Annotated in this window: 10 protein-coding genes; 9 read left to right on the forward strand and 1 reads right to left on the reverse strand. The window is 64.1% G+C overall.

Annotation, left to right across the window (positions count from 1 at the left end):
* The 3 genes from C100_RS46540 to C100_RS46550 form a co-directional block, all read left to right on the forward strand.
* A partial coding sequence (locus C100_RS46540) for a FecR family protein (RefSeq protein ID WP_024022062.1) occupies positions 1-757 on the forward strand: 757 nt, incomplete at its 5' end.
* Between the two features lie 65 nt (positions 758-822).
* The gene (locus tag C100_RS46545; RefSeq protein WP_024022063.1) at positions 823-2,691 is read left to right on the forward strand and encodes a gamma-glutamyltransferase family protein; all 1,869 of its coding nucleotides are present in this window, start codon (positions 823-825) and stop codon (positions 2,689-2,691) included.
* A gap of 13 nt (positions 2,692-2,704) precedes the next feature.
* Positions 2,705-5,659 carry an amidohydrolase family protein gene (locus tag C100_RS46550; protein WP_024022064.1) on the forward strand — a complete coding sequence of 985 codons (2,955 nt, stop codon included), beginning with the start codon at positions 2,705-2,707 and terminating at the stop codon, positions 5,657-5,659.
* A 43-nt stretch (positions 5,660-5,702) separates the two neighbouring features.
* Here the strand turns inward: C100_RS46550 and katG are convergent, their stop codons facing one another.
* The gene (gene katG, locus C100_RS46555; RefSeq protein WP_024022065.1) at positions 5,703-7,910 is read right to left on the reverse strand and encodes a catalase/peroxidase HPI; all 2,208 of its coding nucleotides are present in this window, start codon (positions 7,908-7,910) and stop codon (positions 5,703-5,705) included.
* A gap of 218 nt (positions 7,911-8,128) precedes the next feature.
* Here katG and C100_RS46560 point away from each other — a divergent pair, with 218 nt between their 5' ends.
* The 6 genes from C100_RS46560 (at position 8,129) to C100_RS46585 (ending at position 17,994) form a co-directional block, all read left to right on the forward strand.
* A complete protein-coding gene (locus tag C100_RS46560) occupies positions 8,129-9,595 on the forward strand; it encodes a diguanylate cyclase domain-containing protein (RefSeq protein WP_024022066.1) in 1,467 nt (488 codons plus the stop codon).
* A gap of 277 nt (positions 9,596-9,872) precedes the next feature.
* On the forward strand, positions 9,873-12,545 hold the full coding sequence (locus tag C100_RS46565) for a TonB-dependent receptor (protein WP_235219157.1): 2,673 nt from the start codon (positions 9,873-9,875) through the stop codon (positions 12,543-12,545).
* A 26-nt stretch (positions 12,546-12,571) separates the two neighbouring features.
* Positions 12,572-13,240, forward strand: a complete 669-nt coding sequence (locus tag C100_RS46570; RefSeq protein WP_024022068.1) for a DUF6250 domain-containing protein — start codon at positions 12,572-12,574, stop codon at positions 13,238-13,240.
* Positions 13,241-13,262: 22 nt separating this feature from the next.
* Complete coding sequence (locus tag C100_RS46575) at positions 13,263-15,956, forward strand: exo-rhamnogalacturonan lyase family protein (protein WP_031310360.1); 2,694 nt, start codon at positions 13,263-13,265, stop codon at positions 15,954-15,956.
* Positions 15,957-15,971: 15 nt separating this feature from the next.
* The gene (locus C100_RS46580) at positions 15,972-17,291 is read left to right on the forward strand and encodes an oligogalacturonate lyase family protein (protein WP_031310361.1); all 1,320 of its coding nucleotides are present in this window, start codon (positions 15,972-15,974) and stop codon (positions 17,289-17,291) included.
* 190 nt (positions 17,292-17,481) lie between these two features.
* On the forward strand, positions 17,482-17,994 hold the full coding sequence (locus tag C100_RS46585; RefSeq protein WP_024022071.1) for a carbohydrate porin: 513 nt from the start codon (positions 17,482-17,484) through the stop codon (positions 17,992-17,994).
* Positions 17,995-18,000: the final 6 nt, after the last annotated feature.

Consider the following 18,000-nt stretch of genomic DNA (forward strand, 5'->3'; position numbering starts at 1 on the left):
GGGGGTGGAGCAGCAGCCGGTAGCGTCCGGTCTGTCGCGCCGGCAAATGCTCTGGATGGGCGGTTCTGCGGCGGCGGCCGCGGTCGTCGGGTCGGTCGGACTGGCGCTGTTCGGCAACCGCTCCGGCTATGAAACGGCGCGGGGCGAAATGCTGCGCATCGCCCTGCCGGACGGCAGTGTCGTCAATCTCAATACCGCCAGTCATATCGACGTTCACTTTACCGAGACCAGCCGCACCATCCTGCTCAGGCGGGGCGAGGCTTTGTTCGACGTGGCGAAGGATGCTGCGCGCCCCTTCGTCGTCATGGCCGGGGACGCGCGGGTCCGCGCCGTCGGCACCGCCTTCACCGTGCGGCATGACGCCGCGGCGCCGGTGGATGTGACCGTCAGCGAAGGCGTGGTCGAAGTGTCGGACGCAGCCGAGGCGCAACCACCCGTGCGTCTGGCCGAAGGGATGCGGGCGCGCGTCGATGGCGCGATTGACGCAGCGCCGATCTCGTCGGAGGCGATCGCCCAGTCGCTGTCCTGGCGCGACGGCAAGATCGCCTTTCGCGACACCAGCCTTGCAGAGGCGGCGGCAGAATTCGCGCGCTATAATGCCGAACGCATCGTCATTCCCGATCCGGACGTAGCGCAACAGACGATTACCGGCCTGTTTCTCGCCACCGATCCGCAGGGTTTCGCCCGCGCCGTCGCCGAAAGCCTTGGGCTGCGCGCCCAGGTGGAGGGAGACCGGATCATCCTCGACGTCACCTGACGTTCAGGGCGGCGCATCATCACATTGCAGCAAGCGCGGACCCGTTCGCGCAAGGGGGAAAAGTCATGCCAGGAAAAAAGGAAACGCAAGGGCTTAACCGGCGGGAATTCGCCCTGCTCGCCGCGGCGGGAACAGGATTGGCAGCGGGGATCGCGCCATCGGCAACGGCGCAGACGCCGCCGCCCGAACCGACCCGGCTCAAGAGCGCGGGTGAGACTTTGCGGCCGGAGATTGTGGGCCAGTTCGGCATCGTTGCGGCCGGGCGCCATTATGCCGTGGCGGCGGGCACCCGCATCCTGCTGGCCGGCGGCAATGCCACTGATGCCGGCGTCGCTGCCGTTTTCGCCGCCGCCGTCACCGAAATCTCGCATTTCGGCTTCGGCGGCGAGGCGCCTACCATCATCTATGACAGCGGCACGAAAAAAGCGTCGGTAATCAACGGGCAGGGCACCGCGCCTGCGCTCGCCACCCCGGACAAGTTCGCCGCGCTGGGGATGATACCGGGCAACGGACCGAGCGGCGGCACCATCCCCGCCATGGTCGATGCCATGGCGCTGGCGCTCCAACTCAATGGCACCATGACCCTCGATCAGGTGATGCAGCCCGCGATCGAACTGGCGGACGGCTTCGTCATGTATAATTTCCTGGCAGAGGTCTTCGTCAGCCAGCAAAAGGCGACATCCAAATATAAGACCGCCTACGACACCTATTATCCCGGCGGAAAGCTGCCCAGGACGGGCGAAATCTTCCGCCAGCCCAACCTCGCCCGCACCATGCGCGCCATTGCTGCCGCGGACAAGGCGGCCTTTGCCAGCATGAAGGACCGCAAAGCCGCAATCCAGGCCGGACGCGACGCCTTCTACAAGGGCGACATCGCCCGCACCATCGGCGCGGCGATGGAGGCCGATGGCGGCCTCATGCGATATGCCGACCTTGCCGGCTACCGGGGCAAGGTGGAGGCGCCGCTCACCGCCAATGTGTTCGGCTACACCATCTGCAAGGGCGGCTTCTGGAGTCAGGGGCCGGCGCTGCTGATCGCGCTCAACATCGCCGAGGCGGCGGGCATCGGTGCGATGGAGCCGGGCAGCGAACTCTATCTCCACACACTCGCCGAAGCGATCAAGCTCGCCTTCGACGATCGCAACGCCTATTTTGGCGATCCCGATTTCGCGAAGGTGCCGGGCAAGGCGCTGCTGTCCAAGGCCTATGCGGCACAGCGCGCGCGGCAGATCGGACCGAAGGCGTCGCTCGAACATCGCTATGGCGACCCATGGGCAATGGAGGGCGGCCAGCGTCCGACGCCAATCTTCACGCCTCACATGCTCAAAAAGCCGCCGGTGCCTACCGCCGACACCACGGCGATCGAGGTCGTTGACCGGCATGGCAACCTGTTCAGTTGCACGCCCAGCTCCGGCTGGATGCTGGGTGGCGCCTATATTGCGGGCGACACCGGCGTGCCGATGAGCAACCGCATGACCGTGTTCGATCTCGATCCCGAAAGCCCCAATGTGCTGGTTCCCGGCAAGCGGCCGCGCACCACGCTCTCGCCCGCGATGGTGCTCAAGGATGGCGCGCCCTTCCTCGCGATCGGGACGCCCGGCGGCGACAATCAGGATCAGCAGATCATGAATGTGTTGCTGCGCGTGCTCGCCTTCGGCCAGCCGCTCCAGGCCGCGATCGAGGCGCCGCGCATCAACTCCAGCCATTTTCACGGTTCCTTCGCGATCAAGAAGGCGGAACCGGGCGCGTTGGAGATAGAGGATCGCGTGCCGCAGGCCGTGCGCGACCGCCTCGCCGCGCGCGGACACAAACTTGATGTGCTGGGACCATTTGGGGTTTCGACCGGGATCGTCGCGGCGGGCGTGGTGCCGGAAACCGGCACGCTGCGCGGCGCCGCCGACGTGCGGCGCGAACGCTATGCCTTTGGTTGGTAAGGGATAATCTGGCATGACAATATCGCTCAAGACGCTTGCGCTCGCCCTGATGCTCGGCACGGCCGGACCGGCCCTGGCCCACCCCGCCGATCTGCCCCCGCCCGGCGGGGAAACGCCCATCGCCTTCGACGTGCATGAAGGCACGTCCATGGCGGTTTCCGCGTCGCCCGACGGCAAATGGCTGGCGGTCGATCTTCAGGGAAGTCTCTGGATCATCCCGGCGGCAGGCGGCAAGGCGAAGCGGATCACCGACTATTTCAACGATGCGCGCCAGCCGGTCTGGTCGCCGGACGGATCGCGGCTGCTCTTCTTTTCCTACCGCGATGGCGGCTATGATTTGTGGACCATCAACCCCGACGGCAGCGACATGCGCAAGCTGACCGAGGGCGCCTATGACGATCGCGAACCGATCTTCTCGCCCGACGGCAAGACAATCGCCTTTTCGTCCGACCGCACCGGCAATTACGACATCTGGACGCTCGACGTCGCCACCGGCGCGATGAAGCAGATCAGCCGCAGCCCGCGCGAGGACCGACTGCCGACCTGGTCGCCCGATGGCGCCCGCATCGCCTATTCCGGTGCGGAAGGGATCATGAAAAGCGCCATCTATGTCACCGACCTCGCCACCGGGCAGGAAAGCCTGTTGAAGCAGGCGGCGGGCAAGGCTGACGCACCCTCCTTCGGCCCGTCGGGCGAACTGGCCTATGTGGTTCAGGACGATACGGGCAGTCATCTGGTCATCGATGACAAGCTGGTAAGCGGCTCGGAAAATGTCTTCCCTTTTCGCATATCGTGGCAGAAGAACGGCTATTATTACGTGTCGGACGGCAAAGTCCGGCATGGTGGCAAGGCCAAATCGACGGTCGATTTCGCGGCGACGCTGGAGGTGGTGCGACCCCAATATAACAGGGCCAGACGCGACTGGGATTCCACCGCGCCCAGAAAGGTGCTGGGCATCACCCATCCGCGTCTGTCGCCCGACGCCCAGCGCATCGCCTTCGTTGCGCTGGGAGACCTCTATGTCGTGTCATCCAAGGGCGGAACGCCGGAAAATCTCACGAAGGACGCCGCGCTCGACGCCGATCCCGACTGGTCGCCAGACGGCAACAGCATCGTCTTTTCCTCCGACCGGATTGGCGGCCTGCCCCAGCTTTTCATAAAGGATTTGAAGACCGGCAAGGACCGGCAGCTCACCCATATGGATACCCAGCCGCTGTCTGCGGCCTGGTCGCCTGACGGCAGGCAGATCGCCTTTCTCGATGTCGATGGCCGCTGGGGTGTGGCGGGCGTGTGCGTGGTCGATGTCGCCACCGGCAAGGTGACGCGCCTCCAGGGGTCACTGGGCCAGCCGGGCAGTCCCAGTTGGTCGGCGGACAGCAAAAATATCGCGATCAGCCTGTCCTATAAATTTTCCAACAGCTTCCGCGAAGGCACCAACCAGGTCTACGTCATCCCGGTCGATGGCAAAGGCGAACCCTTCTGGCAAATTCCCGAAGCCAATATGTCGCTCGACACGCGCAGCGGCAGCGGCCCGGCCTGGTCGCCCGACGGCACGAAAATGGCAGGCATCTATGAAGGGCTGCTGAAACTCTGGCCGATCGACAAGGACGCCAAACCGCTGGGGCCGGTGCGCAGCTACACGTCGGAAACCGCCTTCTACCCGACATGGAGCAGGGATTCGAAGACGATCCTCTTCCAGTCGAACGAGAAGCTGAAGATCATCAATATGGAAACGGGCGTCACGTCCGACGTGCCGATCGACCTCACCTACCGGCTGGCCAAGCCAACGGGCCGCACCATCATCCATGTCGGTGGCCTCATCGATTCCGTCCACGACGTGACGCAGAAGAACAAGGACATCGTGATCGACGGCAACCGGATCGTCGCCATTCGCGATCATGAACCGGCCACGGGCGATGCCGATGTCCGCTATATCGACGCCAGTACCCTCACCGCGATCCCCGGTCTGATCGAATATCATTCCCATATTCAAAAGGATTTCGGCTCGAACCTGGAAAAAGCCTGGCTCGCCTACGGCATCACCACCGTTCGCGACCCCGGCACGCAGGTCTATGACGCGGTGGAGGATCGCGAGGCGGCGGAAGCGGGCGTGCGCCTCAGTCCGCGTCTCTATACCGGCGGCCCCCTGCTCGAATGGCAGCGCGTCTATTACAAGATGGGCATCGCCGTCTCCAGCCCGGCCCATCTGGAACGCGAACTCGCCCGCGCCCGCGCGCTCAAATATGACATCCAGAAAAGCTATGTGCGGATGCCCGACATCTACCAGCGCCGCATCGCGCAGGCTGCGCACGACATGGGCATCCCGGTTTCCGGCCATGAAATCTTTCCCGCCGCCTTTTCGGGCGTCGATGGCACGGAACATATGGGCGCGACCAGCCGGCGCGGCTATTCGCCCAAACAGGGGCCAGGCGGCATGGCCTATGAAGATGTGATCCAACTGTTCGGGCAAAGCCGGCGCACGTTGACGCCGACCAATTTCGGGGCGCTCACCGGCTATCTCGAGCAACACCCCGATTATCGCGACGACCCGCGCGTGAATCTGTATCCGACCTGGGCGCGGGAGACGGTCACGACCGAAAATGACCCGATGGCGCGGATCGTAAGGCCGCTGCTGGCGGGCGGTCTCATCAGCCTCAAGAAGATGTATGACGCGGGCACCATTGTCGTGGCGGGCACGGACACGATGATCGCCACCAATCTCCATGCGGAGATAGCATCCTATGTCGATGCCGGGCTGACGCCGTTCCAGGCGCTTCAGACCGCGACGGTCAATTCAGCCAAAGCACTGAACCTGGACGCCGGCACGCTGGAAGTCGGCAAACTCGCGGACATCGCCTTGCTGGATGGCGACCCGCGCGCGGACATCGCCAACAGTTTCAAGGTGAAAAAGGTCGTGGCCAATGGCGTGGTCCATGATGTCGCGGACCTGATCGCCGCAGTGCAATGAAGAAAAAGGCCGCCGGGGCGTCGCGCGCCCCGGCGGCCTTGGCTCATGCCCGCAGGTCGAAGCGGTCGGCGTTCATCACCTTGGTCCAGGCCTTGACGAAATCGGCGACGAACTTGTCGCCGGCATCCGCCGCGGCATAGACCTCGGACACGGCGCGCAGCTGGGAATTGGACCCGAACACCAGGTCGGTGCGGGTGGCGGTCCACTTTTCCGTGTCGCTCGCGCGGTCGGTGCCGACGAAAACCTCGTCGCCCCGATCATCCACTTCCTTCCACGCCGTGCCCATGTCGAGCAAGTTGACGAAATAGTCGTTGGTCAACTGGCCGGGGCGATCGGTCAGCACGCCGTGAGCCGATCCGCCATGATTGGTGCCCAGCACCCGCAGCCCGCCGACCAGCACCGTCATCTCTGGCGCGCTCAGGCCCAGCAATTGCGCGCGATCGATCAGCAATTCCTCGGTCGGCACGCTGAAACGGACCTGTAGATAGTTACGGAATCCGTCCGCCTTTGGCTCGAGCGGTTCGAAACTTTCGGCGTCGGTCTGCTCCTGCGACGCGTCGCCGCGGCCCGAAGCGAAAGGCAGGGCGACGTCATAGCCGGCATCCTTCGCCGCTTTTTCAACGCCCATATTGCCGCCCAGCACGATCAGATCGGCAAGGCTCACATTGCCGCCAAAGTCGTTCCGGATGCCCTCATATATCGCGAGCACCTTTGCCAGTTCGTCAGGTTCGTTGACCTCCCAATCCTTTTGCGGGGCCAGCCGAAGGCGGGCGCCATTGGCGCCGCCGCGCTTGTCGGAGTCGCGATAGGTCGCCGCCGACGCCCAGGCGGTCTTGACCAGCTGGCTGACGCTAAGGCCGCTCGCCACGATCTTGTCCTTGAGCGTCGCGACATCCGCCTCGCTCAGCACCGGACCGGCCGGAACCGGGTCTTGCCAGATCAGGTCTTCGGCCGGCACATCGGGCCCCAGATAGCGCGCCTTTGGCCCCATGTCGCGATGCGTCAGCTTGAACCATGCGCGGGCGAAGGCGTCGGCGAAAGCATCGGGATTGGCGTAGAAATATTCAGCGATCTTCCGATAGTCCGGGTCCATCTTGAACGCCATGTCGGCGGTGGTCATCATCGTGGGCAGGCGCTTGTCGGGGCTGTGCGCGCCGGGCGCCATATCCTCGGGCTTCTGGTTGATGGGCTGCCACTGCTTGGCGCCCGCCGGACTCCTGACCAGCTCATATTCATAGTCCAGCAGCATGTGGAAATAGTTCATCGACCACTGGATCGGCGTGGGGGTCCAGGCGCCTTCCAGGCCGCTGGTGATGGTATGATCGCCAATGCCGCTTTCATGGCCACTCTGCCAGCCCAGGCCCTGCTGGGCGATGTCCGCGCCCTCCGGCTCGGCGCCCACCTTGGACGCGTCACCCGCGCCATGGCATTTGCCGAATGTGTGCCCGCCGGCGGTCAGCGCCAGCGTTTCTTCGTCATTCATCGCCATCCGGGCGAATGTCTCGCGAATATCGCGCGCCGACTGGATCGGATCGGGTTCGCCGCCCGGCCCTTCGGGATTGACGTAGATAAGGCCCATCTGGATCGCCGCCAGCGGGTTCTCCAGCGCCATTTCCTTGTCCGGCTGGATGCGGGTTTCATTCCCTTCCTGCCCGACCCAGAATTCTTCCGTACCCCAGTAAATGTCTTTTTCCGGCTCGAACACGTCCTCGCGTCCGCCGCCGAAGCCGAAGATCGGCCCGCCCATCGATTCGATCGCGACATTGCCGGCCAGGATCATGAGGTCAGCCCAGCTGAGCTTGCGGCCATATTTCTGCTTTACCGGCCACAGCAGGCGGCGCGCCTTGTCCAGATTGGCATTATCGGGCCAGCTGTTGAGCGGCGCGAAGCGCTGGGTGCCCGACGATGCGCCGCCACGGCCGTCGCCGGTCCGGTAGGTGCCGGCCGAATGCCAGGCCATGCGGATGAAGAAGGGGCCGTAATGCCCATAGTCCGCCGGCCACCAGGGCTGGCTGTCGGTCATCAGCGCGGTCAGGTCGCGCTTCACCGCGGCCAGGTCCAGGCTTTTGAATTCCGTCGCATAATCGAAATCGTCGCCCATCGGGTTGCCGGTGCGGCCCTGCTGATGGAGGATGTCCAGCGACAATTGATTGGGCCACCAGTCCCGGTTGGTCCGGCCCAGCAGGCTTCGCAGCGCTACCGGCTCCTTGCGCGGGTCGCTCAGGGGGTCTCCGCTCGTTCTTGCGTCCATGGATTGACTCCTCTCTCGGTCGGCCGCTCACTTGTGTCGGCGCACTGCTTATACGCTCCGGCTTGGCTACCGAAGAAATTGGAAAAACCGCTGACAGTTACAAGCAGAAGCGAAGAGCGGAGCGCTCGGTCGAGCCATCGGGGCGGCGGCCCGATGACTTCTGATAATCTTTTCTTAAGGTTATCGGTTAAACTATGGAGAGATAAGGATTTGGGCGCATGGATCAGAACATGGAAGCGGCTCGTCTGCGCAAGTTGGCGAGCTTCCACATTCTCGATACGCCGCCGGAGCGTGAATTTGATGCGTTGACGGCCTTGGCCCAGCGGCTGCTGGACTGTCCCATAGCGCTTGTCTCCCTGGTCGACGATCACCGCCAATGGTTCAAGTCCGTGCAGGGACTCGACGTGCGCGAAACCCCGCGCGAACATGCTTTTTGCGCCCATACCATCGATGAACCGGACTTGCTTCTGGTCGAAGACGCACATCTGGACGCGCGTTTCGACCGCAATCCGCTGGTGCGCGGCGACCCGCGTATCCGCTTTTATGCTGGCGTGCCCCTGCGACCGGACCGCGACGGCTTCACCGATAACCTGCCGGGTATCGGTTCTTTCTGCATCATCGATACCCGGCCGCGCCGGCTGTCGAGTGAGGAGGTGGCGATTCTCAAAGATCTCGCCGCCGTGGCTGAAAGCCTGCTGCGCGCCCATGCGACCGCGCAGGAAGCGCGCGATCTGGCTGAACTGGCCGAAGAGCGCGCCAATATTCTTGACGGCCAGCACCGCCTGCTGCGTCAGGCCGAAAAACTGGCCGGCATCGGCTCCTGGCGTCTGTCACTCGACGACCAGCATCTCGAATGGTCCGATCAGGTCTATGCGATCCACGCCGTGCCGGTCGGCGCCCTGCCGACGTTGGAGGAGGCGCTCGCCTTTTATTCTCCCAACGACGCCCGGCATTTGCAACAATGTTTCGGCCGGGCTGCGCGCTACGGCGAATCCTTCGATTTTGAATCCCGCCTGACGACGGCGGACGGCCGGGCGCGCCAGGTGCGCAGCATCGGCGAGATCGAGTTTCGGCACGAACGCCCGGCCGCGATCGTCGGCGTTATTCAAGACGTGACCGACCGTCATCTGCGCGAAGAGGAATTGCGGCACAGCGCCAGCACCGACAGTTTGAGCGGCCTGCCGAACCGGGCCAGTTTCGAACGGCGCTTCGCGGAAACGCTCGCGTCGGCCGAAGTGCAGGCCGAGCCGGTGGCGTTGCTGTTGATCGATCTGGACGGCTTCAAGGTCGTCAACGATAATTTCGGCCATGCTGCCGGTGACGAGATATTGAAGGCCATCGCCAGGCGGATGTGCGATGGATGCATGACCAATGCCTTCCCCGCGCGACTGGGGGGCGATGAATTCGCGCTACTCGTCACGCGCCCGCGGGATTGCGCCGACCTCCCGGCCTATGTCCAACAGGTTCTGGATCAACTGCAGGTGGCCATTACGCAGGATGGCGAAACCCGGCGGGTCTCGGCCACGGTCGGCGCGACGCTGGCGGCCGACCCGTCGGCCAGTCAGGCGGAGTTGATGCGCCGCGCCGACCTCGCTTTGTATCAGGCCAAGCGCCATCAGCGGGGATCGGGGCGGATTTTCGGACTCGACATGCCGATCATGCGGGCAGGGGCCGACGTGATCTGATCCTCCGTCATCGATGTTCCCGCTCGGCCGGGTCCATTGATCGGCAAAATTTCGCAGCCCCACAGGACCGATTCTTCAATCGATCCGCCCGATAACCTCCTGGAAAATCAAATTTGTCCTCAACGGACCGCCCTCCGCAGAACGCGTATATTTCTGCGCGTGGGCGGTGGTTTGTGCCCGCGGCTTGAAACAGCATCTTGACAAGTGCGGGTAGTTTTTTCCAAATAACGCAATCAAAGCCCAATATGTGGAATATTGGAAAAAGGGAGGATGACCGGTGCGGTTGCGATATGTGAAACTTGCCACGATTTCCTATGCGGCGCTGGCGGCCGTTGCGCCGCTCGCGGTCGCAGCGCAGGAACAGGTAGCGCCCCAGAATCGGGGTACGCCGGATTCCGAAGATGCCGACATCGTCGTGACCGGCATCCGCTCCAGCCTTCAGGGCGCGCTCAATGCCAAGCGCAACGCGCCGCAGGTGCTGGACGCGATCTCGGCCGAAGACATCGGCAAATTCCCGGACAAGAATGTCGGCGAGGCGTTGCAGCGCGTCACCGGCGTGCAGTTGACCCGTTCGGACGGTGAAGGTTCGGGCGTCACCATCCGCGGCGCCGATCCGTCGCTCAACCGCGTCGAAATCAACGGAACCACGGCCTTGTCGACCACCGTCGGCGGCGGCCGAGATGTCGATTTCCGCGATCTGCCCTCCGAATTCGTCAACCGGCTGGAAGTCGTCAAGTCCGCCACCGCGGACATGACCGAAGGCGGCGTGGGCGGCACCGTGCGCATCATCACGCGCCGGCCGTTCGACAATGGGGGCAAGCCCTATCTGGCCGGTTCGGCCCAGGCCATCTATGCCGACATCGCCGACCATATGGACCCGCGCATCGCCATCATCGGCAGCGACACCTTCGCCGACGGCACGCTCGGCATCCTGGTGTCGGGCACGTTCGAAAACCGCAATGTGGAAAGCCATCAGGCGCGCACCACCGGCTGGGTGCAGCTCAAGGACGCCGATGGCGATCTTTATGACCTCAATGATGATGGCGTCGGCGACTTTTTCCCCGATATTCCCCGCTATGTCATCAATCGCCTCGAAACCCGCCGCTATGCGTTGAACGGCATTCTCGAATGGCAACCGAGCGACAATCTGAAAGCCTATCTGGAAGGCAATTGGACGCGCTCCAACCAGTCGGTGACGTCGCAATATCTTCAGACCGGCACCAGCGGCGGCATCGTCGATACCGAAAATACCGTGATCGGCCCGGACAATACCGTCCAATATCTGGTGATGACCAACAATACGACCCGTCCGCAGACCAGCCAGCTCGGCGTATCCTATCGCAACATTCTGGGCGATATTCGCCGCACGACCTTCAATCTTGCGCTGGGCGCTGAATGGACGACGGGAAAGCTGACGCTGACCCCGAAAATCTCCTACGCCAAGGCGAAGGCCTATAATAACGAAGTCAATGCGACCGCGGCCGTCACCGGGATGGACAGCCTGATCGTCGATTATGGCAATGACCAGAATGCGCCGCAGATCATCCTGCCCAATGATCCCACGACCCGCGCCGGGATCAACCAGCTCACCGTCCTGCGCCGCCCGCGCTACGACAACCAGACTGAAAAAATGGGCAAGCTGGACGCGGAATATAAGCCCGACGGCGGTCTGCTGACCTCAATCAAGATCGGCGGCCAGTATCGCGACCTCACCGTCACCAGCAAATTCTTCAACACCTCGACGGTTCTCAACGGCTTTTCCGATCCTGCGGTCCAGGCCCAGATCGACAATGCCATCGGCTATGCCGCGCTCGGCACCGCGCCCTTCTTCCACACCGGAGACCTGGGCTTTTCGGGCGGCTATACCGGCTGGCTCAACATGACGCAGGGCGTCGCCGATGCGATCGGCATTCCCGACCCGTTCAACGCGCAGGTGTTCACCGATACCTGGGACGTGGGCGAGCGCAACATTGCCGGCTATGGACAGGCGGCCTTCGCCTTCGATGTCGGGGCGGTGCCGGTGACCGGCATCATCGGCGCGCGCGTCGTCAATACGAAGGTGAACACGTCCGGCTATCTCAGCCAGGGCGGCGTCATCTCGCCGGTATCCTATGACAGCAAGAACACCGAATTCCTGCCCTCGCTCAACATGAAGGCGGAACTCATCCCCAACAAGCTGATGGCGCGCGTCACCGCGACCGAAGTCATGGCCCGGCCACTGCCCCAGCAGCTCGCGCCTCGCTTCACGCTCGACGTGGTGGGCCTGACCGGCTCGCGCGGCAATCCGGGGCTTCAACCCTTCCGCGCGCGCCAATATGATGCGGGCCTGGAATATTATATCAACCGCACCAGCTTCGCGTCGGTGACCTATTTCCGCAAGGAAATCAGCTCCTTCATCCAGAACACGACGGAAAATTACACCGATCCCACCGGCGTCGTATACACCATCACCGTGCCCACCAACGGCACGCAGAAGGTGACGATCAACGGCGTCGAAGCGGGCGCGCAGATCGCCTTCGACTTTATCGACGTGCCGGTGCTCAAGCAGATGGGCGTCATCGCCAACTATACTTATTCGAAGGATAGCGGTTATGAGGGTACGGACCGCTTCACCGGCGAAGCCCTGCCGTTCCAGGGGCTTTCGCGCCATGCCTACAACCTCTCGGCTTATTATGAGGATGATGTGGTCAGCCTGCGCGGCGCCTATAACTGGCGCTCACGCTATCTGATCAATGCTGCCGGGCGCGGCGGCAACCCCGAATTCGGGGAGGCTTATGGCCAGCTCGACGCGTCGCTCAACCTCACCGTGATGCCGGGCGTCTCCTTCTTCCTCGAAGGCGTCAATCTGCTGGACGCCACGCGTAAGGAAAATGCGAACAGCGTCTATCGCCGGACCATCATCGAAACCTTCGGTCGCCGCGTCTATGGCGGTGTCCGTCTGAAACTGTGATCGGGTCCGGCCTCACCCGCCGGACTATGCTCGCCGCGCTGGCTGCCACGCCAGTCGCGGGGCGCGCTGCGCCGGCCGTCCTGCATCACGACGATTTTCGCCATGGCCTGCGCCAATGGCGGCTTGAAGCGGCCTCGGCCGACGCGCGCGTGGGGATAAAGGGCGGCGTGCTCGACATCGACACGCCCGCCGGGCTGACCTTGTGGTTCCGCCCCGAACTCGTCGGCCCGCTTGCCATCGATTATGAGGTGCGCGCGGTGCAGGCGGGCGGCCCGCAGGATGCGGTGAGCGACGTCAATGCCTTCTGGATGGCCAGCGATCCGGCCGCACCGGGCGGATCGGCACTGGCGCGGCCGCGCAGCGGCGTGTTCGAGGATTATGACACGCTGCGCACTTATTATGTCGGGATTGGCGGCAACCGGAACAGCACCACCCGGATGCGCCGCTATGTGGGGAAACCGGGCGATCGGCCGCTGCTTCCCGAACATGACCGCCTCGACCCGGCGGACATGCTGCTGCCCAATCGCTGGTTCCGCCTGCGCCTGATCGCCGACGGCCGGCGCATCGCGGTGGAGCGTGACGGCGCGACGCTTTTCACCATGACGGACGCCGATCCCTATCGGCGCGGCCATTTCGGCGTCCGCACGACCCAGAGTCATATTCAACTGCGCAATTTTTCGGTCGTCCGGCTCTAGACCGGGACCAGGAGGAGGGGACATGACCATTTCGCTCACCGTCGGCCGACGCGACATGCTGCGGGCCAGTCTACTGGGCGGAGCGGCGGCGCTGTTGCCGCCCGACGCCCTCGCCGTTGCCCGTTCCGCACCGCCAACGCCAGTGCGCTGGATCGACGGCGCCGCGCCGCCGCTCAGCCTGGGCCAGACGTTCGGCGTCCCCTGGCCGCGCGGCGCGATGAAGGCCGATGCGGCCCTCACCCTGCGCGGCGATGACGGCGCGATGCTGCCGTCGCAGCATTGGACCCTGGCCACCTGGCCCGACGGGTCGCTCAAATGGTCGGCCCACGCCCTTGCCGCCGGCACGGATCAACCCGCCGGTCTGGCCGTCGTCCCCGGCAAGCCGCGCGCGCCCACCGCACCGATCATCGTTCGTGAGACATCCGACATGATCGAAATCGCGACCGGTGCGACGCGCTGGCGCATTCCGCGCACCGGCGCCAGCGTCATCGCCGGCGCATGGAGCGGCGAGCGACAGGTCATGGCTGCTCTCAAGCTGGTGGCGAGTGTCGATGATGCGCCAGAACATGGCCGTCGCACCGAATTTACCGGCCGGATCGACCGGGTAACGGTCGAACAGAAAGGCCCGCTGCGCGCCGTTGTCAAACTGGACGGAATGCATGAAGGGGCGGGCCGCCGGTGGCTGCCTTTCTCCCTTCGCCTCTACGCCTATGCGGGCGGCGATCATCTCCGCATCGTCCACAGCTTCATTTTTGACGGTGATCCGGCGAAGGATTTCATCAGCGGCATCGGCTTTGCCGCCGCGGTGCCGATGGCCGGCGCGCCGCATGACCGGCATGTCCGGCTCGCCACCGCCGACGGCCATCTCTTCTCCGAAGCCGTGCGTCCGCTCACCGGCTTGCGCCGCGATCCCGGCGAAGCGGCGCGTGCGGCGCAGGTTGCGGGCAAGGCCGTGGCGATGGAGGGTATCGCACCGGACGTGCGTCCGCTGCTCGATCGCATCCCGACCTGGAGCGATTTTTCCCTCAGCCAGCTCAGCGCCGACGGCTTTGCCATCGCGAAGCGGACCGAGCCGGGCCATGCCTGGGTCGATTCCACCGCCGGCACGCGCGCGCTGGGTCTTGGCTATGTCGGCTCGCCGGCTGGCGGCGTGGCGATCGCCGCGCGCTATTTCTGGCAGCGGCATCCGGCCCAGATCGACATTCGCGGCGCGGCGACGGAACAGGCTGCGCTCAACCTGTGGCTCTGGTCGCCCGATGCCAGACCGATGGACCTGCGCCCCTATCGCGGCGTCATGGGGATGGAGGGCTATGACGCCCAGAATGAAGGGCTGGCCATCACCTATGAGGATTATGAGCCCGGCTGGGACAGTGCGACCGGCATCGCCCGCACCAGCGAACTGACGCTCTGGGCCTGCGCCGCCACGCCCGACGCGGACCGGTTGTCCGCCATGGCGAAGGCCAATGCCACGCCCCCCCAGTTGATGGTCAGCCCCGAACGCATCCACGCCGCCGGCGTGTTCGGCCCCTGGAACCTGCCCGACCGGTCCAGCCCGATGAAGGCGCGGATCGAAAATCAGATCAGCAACCTCGCCGCCTTTTATGAAGCGGAGGTCGACCGCCGTCGCTGGTATGGCTTCTGGAACCATGGCGACGTCATGCACACCTATGATGCCGACCGGCATCAGTGGCGCTATGACATTGGCGGCTATGCCTGGGACAATAGCGAATTGTCGCCCGACCTGTGGCTCTGGCTCAGCGTGTTGCGGACGGGTGATGCTGCCTTATTCCGCTTCGCCGAGGCGATGACCCGCCACACCGGAGAGGTCGATGTCTATCATCTTGGCCGTTTCAAGGGGCTGGGCACCCGCCATGGTGTGCAGCATTGGAGCGACAGTTCCAAACAGCCGCGCATCAGCAACGCCATTTACCGCCGCATCTATTATTTTCTGACCGGCGACGAACGGGTCGGCGACCTGATACGCGACCTGCTCACGTCCGACCAGACGCTCGGTCATGTCGAAATCGGCCGCAAGGTGCCGGGCGCGGATCGCAAGCCGCTGCCAGAAGGGGCGATCGAAATGACCTTCGGCACCACATGGTGCGCGGTCGCCTCCTCATGGCTTGCCGAATGGGAACGCACTGGCGAGCGGAAATGGCGCGACCGGCTGCTTGCCGGCATGACCAGCATCGGCGGCCTCAAATATGGCTGGCTCACGGGCAGCGCGCCCTTCGACTTGTCGACCGGCCGGTTCCTTGGGGCAGGGGAGGGCATCGCCGTCTCGCATCTCAACGCCGTCTTCGGCGCGCTTGAACTCAATGCCGAACTGCTCGACCTGCTCGATGTGCCGCGCTATCGCACGGCGTGGCTGGACTATTGCCGCTGGTTCAACGCGCCGCGCGCGGAATGGGAAGCCGCCTTCCCCGTCCCCTGGAAGGGCCGCAACCTGCGCGAAGGTCATTCGCGCCTTACCGCCTATCTCGCCCAGCAGACCCGCGACCCGGCGATGGCGCGGCGCGCCTGGGAGGAGTTTTTCTCCGGCGAGGCGGGCCTTGGCCTCGCAAACGGCGATCCGCGCGTGACCCTGACCGGCACGCAGATCATCGGCCCGACGGTCGAATGGCCGGGCGTTTCCACCAACACGGCGGCTCAATGGGGCCTTGCCGCCATCGAAAATCTGGCGCTCATCCCCGATGCGCTGCCGACGCAGGGATAAGGACGATATATGAAGATGAAAAGCGGCATGGCGCTGATCGCCCTGACGGCGCTGGCATGGACCGGCGGCGCGCTCGCAAAGCCGGTCAGGCAATGGACCGACGCCGCCACAGGCCATGAGATCGTCCAGATCACTGATGAACCCGCCGGCGCCGCCAGCCTCTATTTTCACCAGAACAGCTATACGCCGCAGGGCGACAAGATGGTGATCTCCACCCCCGACGGCATCAGCGTGGTGACGCTGTCCGACTGGAGCGTGAAGCCGCTGGTCAGGGGCAAGAATCTGCAACTGCTCTTCACCGGGCGCACGACGCGCAGCGCTTATTATGCCAGCCGCCGGCGCGACGATGGTGCGGGCGCGACGACCATTTTCGCCGCCGACATCGACAGCGGCAAGACGCGCCGAATCGCTACGGTCGCGAAAGGTTCGATCGGCTCGATCAACGCCGATGAAACGCTGCTGCTCGGCCAATGGGCCGCCAGCGACAAGCCGCTGCAGCCAGACGGCACGAAGAAGGGCGCGGCGCCCGAGATCAAGCAGCAGTTCGGCCAAGCCCATTATGCCGCGACCGGCCCGGACGGCAAACCGCTGTCCTTCGCCGAAGCCAAGGAGGTGCGCCTCGATGAGCGGCTGGAGGCGAAGATCCCGATGGAGATCTTCACCATCGACATCCGCACCGGCGAGCGCAAGGTGGTCGTGGCATCGACCGACTGGCTCAACCATGTCCAATTCTCGCCGACCGACCCCGGCCTCATCCTATATTGCCATGAAGGGCCATGGCATAAAGTGGACCGTATCTGGACCATCCGCACCGACGGCACCGGCCAGCAACTGGTGCACAAGCGCTTCATGAACATGGAGATTGCCGGCCACGAATTCTTCTCGCCCGACGGCAAATGGATCTGGTACGATCTTCAGACGCCGCGCGGCGAGGTGTTCTGGCTCGCGGGCTACGAACTGGCGACCGGCCGCCGCCGCTGGTATCATGTCGATCGCAACATGTGGTCGGTCCATTATAACCAAGCGCCCGATCTTCAACGCTTTTCGGGCGACGGCGGCGACAGCGAAATGGTCGCCCATGCACCCGACGGCAAATATCTTTATCTCTTCACGCCCAAAGACATCCCCGACGTCGCGGGCATCCATGCCGACAATGCCGCCGATCTCGTCGCGCCCGGCACGCTGGAGGCGGAGAAGATCGTGGACATGGCGCGCCACGACTATCGGCTCGAACCCAACATCACCTTCACGCCGGACGGTCAGTGGATGGTCTTCCGCTCCAACATGGACGGCAGCAATCAGGTCTATGCCGTGCGGGTGACGGGCGCGAAATAATCCGTCCGTCCGGTTCGCCCGCGAACGGGCCGGACGGATTTTCCTGCCGATCATGGCCGCGATTTCGGTTGACCATGGCGCGACGTGGCCAGGATAAATGCCATTTCCGGCCGGCGGCGCCATATTCTGCCGCCATGATTTTGCCGCATCACCCAGCGCCTGTTCCCCGCCTGGCTGAAAGCGTCCGCCGATGATCGGGGCCGCGCTTCTCCTTGCGGCCGGCGCATCGCTCCCTGCCGCAGACGCGCCGCTGGATGCGACGGCACCGGTGGCCGGCGCCCCCATCGACTCGCCTGTCCAGATTCACTCGCATATCCATGCCGGTGAACAGCAACCGGGACATGGTCCGGTCCTGATCGACGTCACCTATGTCAGCGACATCATGGGGGTCGTCAGCGGCGGCATCAAGCAGCGGGCGCGTTATCTCAACAATCTCGATGTCGTCGCCGAACTGGATCTGGAGGATATGCTGGGCTGGCGCGGGGCGGAGATGCATGTCTACGGCATCTACAATAATGGCCAGTCCATCTCGGCGCTGGTCGGTGACGCCCAGATGGTCAGCAGCATCGAATCGGGCACCCCGGCGGTCAAACTCTATGAAGCCTGGATCGACCAGATGCTCAGCCCCGAACTGTCGGTGCGCGCCGGCCTCTATGATCTGAATTCCGAATTCGACGTGCTGGAAAGCGCCGGTGGATTCTAGATCGAA

This window comes from Sphingobium sp. C100 (assembly GCF_000508185.1).
Taxonomy (GTDB): domain Bacteria; phylum Pseudomonadota; class Alphaproteobacteria; order Sphingomonadales; family Sphingomonadaceae; genus Sphingobium.